The organism is Ferruginibacter sp., assembly GCF_031391665.1.
Lineage (GTDB): Bacteria > Bacteroidota > Bacteroidia > Chitinophagales > Chitinophagaceae > Ferruginibacter.
In genome coordinates, this window is the sequence record NZ_JANMUN010000202.1 from 22,382 (window position 1) to 28,703 (window position 6,322).

At 35.3% G+C, this 6,322-nt stretch carries 9 protein-coding genes; 5 read left to right on the forward strand and 4 right to left on the reverse strand.

Annotated features, from left to right (window positions below):
* Complete coding sequence (gene apaG / locus ACY651_RS14895; protein WP_462219992.1) at positions 1-387, reverse strand: Co2+/Mg2+ efflux protein ApaG; 387 nt, start codon at positions 385-387, stop codon at positions 1-3.
* An 85-nt stretch (positions 388-472) separates the two neighbouring features.
* Between apaG and ACY651_RS14900 the strand changes: the two genes are divergently transcribed.
* Positions 473-700 (forward strand): (4Fe-4S)-binding protein, encoded by a 228-nt coding sequence (locus ACY651_RS14900; RefSeq protein ID WP_462254135.1) that lies wholly within the window; start codon positions 473-475, stop codon positions 698-700.
* Between the two features lie 109 nt (positions 701-809).
* Here ACY651_RS14900 and ACY651_RS14905 read toward each other — a convergent pair whose 3' ends face one another.
* From ACY651_RS14905 to ACY651_RS14915, 3 genes are all read right to left on the reverse strand, one after another.
* Positions 810-1,160 carry a translation initiation factor gene (locus tag ACY651_RS14905; protein WP_462254137.1) on the reverse strand — a complete coding sequence of 117 codons (351 nt, stop codon included), beginning with the start codon at positions 1,158-1,160 and terminating at the stop codon, positions 810-812.
* Between the two features lie 21 nt (positions 1,161-1,181).
* Positions 1,182-2,033: a carboxylating nicotinate-nucleotide diphosphorylase gene (gene nadC, locus ACY651_RS14910; protein WP_462254139.1), complete on the reverse strand. Its 852-nt coding sequence runs from the start codon at positions 2,031-2,033 to the stop codon at positions 1,182-1,184.
* Between the two features lie 80 nt (positions 2,034-2,113).
* Positions 2,114-2,494: a DUF4783 domain-containing protein gene (locus ACY651_RS14915; protein ID WP_462254141.1), complete on the reverse strand. Its 381-nt coding sequence runs from the start codon at positions 2,492-2,494 to the stop codon at positions 2,114-2,116.
* 137 nt (positions 2,495-2,631) lie between these two features.
* Here ACY651_RS14915 and gpmI point away from each other — a divergent pair, with 137 nt between their 5' ends.
* From gpmI to ACY651_RS14935, 4 genes are all read left to right on the forward strand, one after another.
* Positions 2,632-4,152: a 2,3-bisphosphoglycerate-independent phosphoglycerate mutase gene (gpmI, locus tag ACY651_RS14920; RefSeq protein ID WP_462254143.1), complete on the forward strand. Its 1,521-nt coding sequence runs from the start codon at positions 2,632-2,634 to the stop codon at positions 4,150-4,152.
* A gap of 12 nt (positions 4,153-4,164) precedes the next feature.
* Positions 4,165-4,683 (forward strand): heme-binding domain-containing protein, encoded by a 519-nt coding sequence (locus tag ACY651_RS14925; protein ID WP_462254145.1) that lies wholly within the window; start codon positions 4,165-4,167, stop codon positions 4,681-4,683.
* A 45-nt stretch (positions 4,684-4,728) separates the two neighbouring features.
* Complete coding sequence (locus ACY651_RS14930) at positions 4,729-5,214, forward strand: hypothetical protein (RefSeq protein ID WP_462254147.1); 486 nt, start codon at positions 4,729-4,731, stop codon at positions 5,212-5,214.
* Positions 5,215-5,310: 96 nt separating this feature from the next.
* A partial coding sequence (locus tag ACY651_RS14935; RefSeq protein ID WP_462254149.1) for a TonB-dependent receptor plug domain-containing protein occupies positions 5,311-6,322 on the forward strand: 1,012 nt, incomplete at its 3' end.

Below are 6,322 nucleotides of genomic sequence, written 5' to 3' on the forward strand. Positions count from 1 at the left end.
TTAATTTAGCTTAAAAGGGGTACTCATTTGAAATGAAGGGATTACAACAGTAAAAGTTTTTTTATTGTTTATGTTCTCCATAAGATAGGTGCCGTGCATTTTACCAATCTCTGTTCTTAAATTGCAGCCGCTAATGTATTGATAAAATTCACCGGGATTAATTTGTGGTTGCACACCCACCACACCTTCGCCTTCCACTTCTCTTATGCTGCTGTTACTGTCGTAAATATACCAATGACGGCTTAATAATTTTACAGGAAAAGTATTGTTATTTTCAATAGTAATTTTATAAGCAAACATAAACTCACTATTTACAGGATTACTGTAATCTGGCTGATAGTATGTTTCCACACTAATTTTTACACCTTCAGATATTTTAGAAACCATGTTTTGAGTTTGCTGTAAAAATAACAATAAAATTTGCCTTTTTTTGTAAATTACCCTTGATTTGTTGTTAAATAAAATATTTTATATGCCGCTAAAAACACATAAGTACACCAATGGAGATGTTACGGTAGTTTGGAAACCTGAAATTTGTATTCACTCAGCAATATGTTTTAAAGGTTTGCCCCAGGTATTTGATCCCCGCCGTACACCATGGATAGAAATGAATAAAGCAAGTACCGAACAAATTATGGAGCAGGTAAAAAAATGCCCCAGTGGCGCATTGAGCTATTTTATAAATGAAGAAAAAATTTAAGAAGCCATTTTAGAAAAGCCTTCGCAGGATTTTAAAACAGCTGCAATTACACCTCCTAATAATAAGAGAACAATCACCATCCAAATTATTTTATTCATCCAAAAAATAATTATACTTTTTTAGATGACAAATAGCCATTTTTCTGCAACCATTGCAGCACTTTATCTTTGTTATCGCCCTGAATAATTATTTCACCGTCTTTTACCGAGCCGCCTGTGCCGCAAAATGATTTTAATTTTTTTCCCAGCTCTTCTAAATCAGACTGGCTGCCAATAAAGCCTTCAATTAAAGTAACTTTTTTACCGGCCCGCTGTTTTTTATCTAACAATATTTTTAATTTTTGTTGAGAAGGCAGTAAGGTTTCTGTTACTTCATTAATGGTTTCTTCCAATTTAAAATCGGGGTTGGTGGAGTAAACTAATCCTCCTAAAGAATTTAAAGTGATTTTCTTTTTGTTCATATTCTAACCTGAAAATATTACTTAAATAATTTTTGCCTTTAAACTTAAATCTAAACTTTTTGCCTGATGAATTACTGCACCGCTGCTGATATAATCCACACCTGTAGCCGCAAACATTTCAATATTATCTAAATTAATTCCGCCGCTGGCTTCTGTTTCGTATTTACCGTTAATAATTTTTAATGCTTCGGTAATTAATTCCGGTGTAAAATTATCCAGCATTATGCGATTTACTTTTCCAACAGCCATTACTTTTTTTACATCTTCAATAGTTCTTGTTTCCACTTCTATTTTTAAACCGGGCTTTTTTAGCTGCACATAAGCGTACGCCTTTTCAATGGCTTTTTCGATACCACCGCAATAATCAATATGATTATCTTTAAGCATAATCATATCGTACAGGCCAAAGCGATGGTTTACACCGCCTCCAATTTTTACGGCTTCTTTTTCCAGAAGTCGAAAATTGGGTGTTGTTTTACGGGTATCTAATAATTTTGTTTTAAAGGGTTTTAATTTATCAACATACTGTTTGGTTAATGTGGCAATACCACTCATGCGCTGCATACTGTTAAGCACTAATCTTTCGCATTGTAAAATGGTATGCACTTTTGCTTCCACATCAAAAGCAATATCGCCAAACTGCATCGCATCACCATCTTTTTTGTAAGCAGTAAAAACAATATCCGGCTGCATATACTTGAATATTTTTTCGGCAACTTCCATTCCGGCTAAAATACCATCTTGCTTAATTTTTAAAACTGCTTTCCCTTTTGCGCTGGCATCAATACAGCATAATGTAGAGTGGTCGCCATCGCCAATATCTTCCTGCAATGCATTTTTTATCAATATATCTAATTGTTGATTATAATCCATAATTACAAAGCTAAGGGCAAACATAAAAAGAAAACCCCGGAAAAAAATTCCGGGGTTTATATATAATTCTCCATAGAAAATTATCTGTTTTCAAATCTTATCTCCTGCAAGAGCTGTTTGTCGCCTTTTTGTTTCATAAAAACTGTAGTTCTAAACGAACCGTTTTTTGTAACCAGCGTTCCAATACAGTATTGCGAACCTGCATTTTCGCCTTTATGTATCACATCAAAACCTTTTATTCCGTTCGTACTAAAAAAATCTTTTAAAACAACTTCAGCCTGATTTTTACTGTAATTATTGCTTTTATCAGGCATGGTTATTTCAACAGTATTGTCAAAAAAACGGGCAATTTGTACAGCATCGCCATTTTTCATAGCTGTTACCACCTCATCTATACTTGTAAAAAGCGTAAAAGATGATAGAATAACTGCAGCTCCAAGGAATGTAAAAAATCGTTTCATTTATAGGTATTTTAGGTTACTATGCATTTTGCTAAAACTGTGCCAAGCTGTGTTAAAGCAGCCTGGATGTCAGTAAGTTTTATACGTATTTGTTGCAAATACAAGGTAATTAGTTGCAAATATTTTAGTTTTACCAAATGGAAGATAAGAAAGTTATACTGATAATAATGGATGGATGGGGCCTGGGTAAGGTAAAAAGCAGCGATGCAATACAACATGCCAAAACTCCTTTTGTAAGTTCGCTCTACAACAAATATCCTAATAACACATTGGTTACCTGTGGCGAAGAGGTAGGCCTGCCCGAAGGGCAAATGGGCAACAGCGAAGTGGGCCATTTAAATTTAGGTGCCGGTCGAATTGTTTATCAGGAGTTACAACGCATTAATGTGGCTATAAAAACCGGCGAATTTGCAACTAATCCTACCTTGCTGGAAGCTATTGATTTTGCCAAACAAAATAATAAGCCATTGCATTTAATGGGTTTGGTTAGTGATGGTGGAGTACATTCTCACACTAATCATCTAAAAGCATTAACCTCACTTTGTGCACAAAAAGGTTTGCAAAATGTTTTGATACATGCCTTTACCGATGGTAGGGATACCGACCCAAAAAGTGGTTTGGGATTTTTAACTGATCTGCAAAATCATTTAGAAAAATCAACAGGCAAAATTGCCACTGTTACCGGAAGGTATTATGCAATGGACAGGGACAAACGCTGGGAAAGGGTAAAATTGGCTTATGATGGTTTGGTGAATGGCATTGGAGAAAAAACAGATAATATTTTAGCCGCTGTAAAAAAATCTTATGAAGAAAAGGTAACGGATGAATTTATAAAACCAATCATAAACACCCAACTGCAAACACCCACCATTAAAGATGGCGATGTGGTTATCTGTTTTAATTTTAGGACCGACCGTTGCAGGGAAATTACTCAGGTAATTACGCAAACTGACTTCCCTGATTTTGGAATGACGAAATTGAATTTGCATTACACCACCATGACACAGTACGACCATACTTACAAAAATGTACATGTGGTTTTTGAAAACGATGATTTAAAAAATACTTTAGGCGAAATTTTAGAACAAAATAATAAAACACAAATACGCATAGCCGAAACAGAAAAATATCCGCATGTAAGTTTCTTTTTTAGCGGCGGCAGAGAAAAAGAATTTGTGGGAGAAAGGCGCATTATGGTGCAATCGCCTAAAGTGGCCACATACGATTTACAGCCGGAGATGAGTGCTTATGAAGTAACTGATGCTATTGTAAAAGAAATAGAAAACGATCCGGCAGATTTTATTTGCCTCAACTTTGCCAATGCAGATATGGTGGGCCACACCGGCGTGTGGAATGCTGTAATAAAAGCGGTAGAAACGGTTGATACCTGCGTAGAAAAAGTAGTAACGGCTGCATTAAAAAAAGATTATGCTATTTTTATTTTGGCAGACCATGGCAATGCCGATTATGAAATAAATGAAGACGGCACACCTAACACAGCACACACTTTAAATTTGGTGCCATTTTTTATTGTTGATAATAATTGGAAAGGAAATATAAAAAATGGTAAATTGGGAGATATTGCACCAACTATATTAACCATGATGGGTTTGCCTATACCAAAAGAAATGAACGGAGATATTTTAACCAACCTTTAATAACAACCAACCATGAAAAAGTTTTTTAAAAGATTTTTTTTACTGCTTTTACTGGTATTTATAGTGATCCAGTTTTTCAGGCCTGCAAAAAATATAGCTGAAGGCATAAGTACAAATGATATTACAACGAAATATACTGTGCCGCAGGATGTGCAGACTATTCTTAAAACAAGCTGCTACGATTGCCACAGCAACAACACAGCATATCCCTGGTATAATAATATTCAACCAGTAGCCTGGTGGCTGGCCGATCATATAAAAGATGCTAAGGCTGAATTGAATTTTTCTGAATTTGCCTCTTACAGAATTGGCAGGCAGTACAGAAAATTAGAGGAAATTAATAAAGAGGTTGAAGAAGGGGAAATGCCGCTTGAATCTTATACTTATTTGCATGGCAATGCTACATTAAACCAGCAGCAAAAGTTAAGTTTAACCAACTGGGCTACGGCTTTAAGAGACAGTATGAAAGCACAATACCCCGAGGATAGTTTAAAACGGCCTAAAAGCCCGGCGCCACCTCCATCAAAATAATTTATTTAGATTTGTACTCTGCTTATGTTTAACAGAAAAAAAATAATGGCTTTTGCAATGCTGCTTGTGGTGGCTGCGCCGCTATTTTTTTTTATAGGTTTTACCGTTAAGCAAAAACAAATACAGCATGCAATGAAAGATAAGCTGGAGAGTGCAGTTTTGCAAACCATTGTTTTAAACAAGGCTGATGTAAAATGGTTTAAAAAAAATAAAGAGATTATTATTGATGGAAAATTATTCGACATAAAATCTTACACCATAGATGGCGAAAAAATAGTCTTTACCGGCTTATACGATCATGAAGAAAATAAATTAAAAAAAGAATTTGCCAATTTAGTGCATCAAAAAAAAGATGACGCTGCGCCGCTTAATCAATTACTGCTGAAGTTTATTTTCACCGCTGCCATCACTAAAAATGAAGAACCAGTAATTACATTTGCAGATAAAAATAATACACCAGTTTATATCAACCGTAATGAAAAGGCTGTAAGCCAATTTTTATCTGTATTTACGCCTCCCCCCAACGTTTAGTTTTATTACCCTTTACTTAACCTGCACTTATATTTTATAAGTGTATTGCTGCTGTATATAATATTAGCAGCTCCTTCTTTTATCAAAACTAAATAAATGAAAAAAATATATTTAGCAGCAACAGCTTTATTACTGCTGCAAAATTTACAGGCACAAAAACCTGTTGTGCCTGCTGTTGATACTTCAAAAAAACAGGTTGATCTGGAAGAAGTGGTGGTTTCATCAAGCAACTTTATAGAAAAGAAAAGAAATATTGCCCAAAAAATTGACATCATTTCCTCTAAAACAATTGCTCAAAATAATGCTCAAAATACCGGCGACTTATTAATTAATACTGGAAAAGTTTTTGTTCAAAAAAGTCAGCAGGGTGGCAGCAGTCCGGTACTGCGTGGCTTTGAGGCAAGCAGGGTTTTATTGGTTATTGATGGCGTAAGAATGAATAATGCCATTTACAGATCAGGGCATTTGCAAAATGTAATAACAACTGATCAAAATTCTTTAAGCCGTGTAGAAGTAATGTACGGCCCATCGTCAACAGTATATGGAAGCGATGCATTGGGAGGCACCATTCATTTAATTACAAAAGTGCCAATTTTATCCGGCCATAAAAAATTTTTAACAACTGGCACAGGCTTTACCAGGTACAGCAGTGTAAATGACGAAAAAACAGTTCATGCCGATGCTAGTATTGGAGGTAAAAAATTCGCCTGGTTTCAGGCATATAATTACAGCGATTTTGGCGATTTAAAAATTGGCAGCAATTACAATAGTAAGTATCCCAATTTTGGAAGAAGAAGCCAATACATTGATCGGGTTAATGGCGTAGATTCTGTTATAACAAACTCCGATGACAGGGTGCAAAAATTTTCGGGATATAAACAATGGGATATTACCCAGAAATTTTTATTTAAACAAAACGAAAATATTACGCACTCTGTAAACTTTCAATTATCTAACACTAATAATGTACCACGGTACGACCGCCTGCAGGATACCAAAAATTTTGGCGGCTCCATTGGTACCACGTTACGTTTTGCCGAATGGTATTATGGCCCACAAAAAAGATTGATGGGCTATTATCAACTTAATGTTACCAACGCAGGTTTTT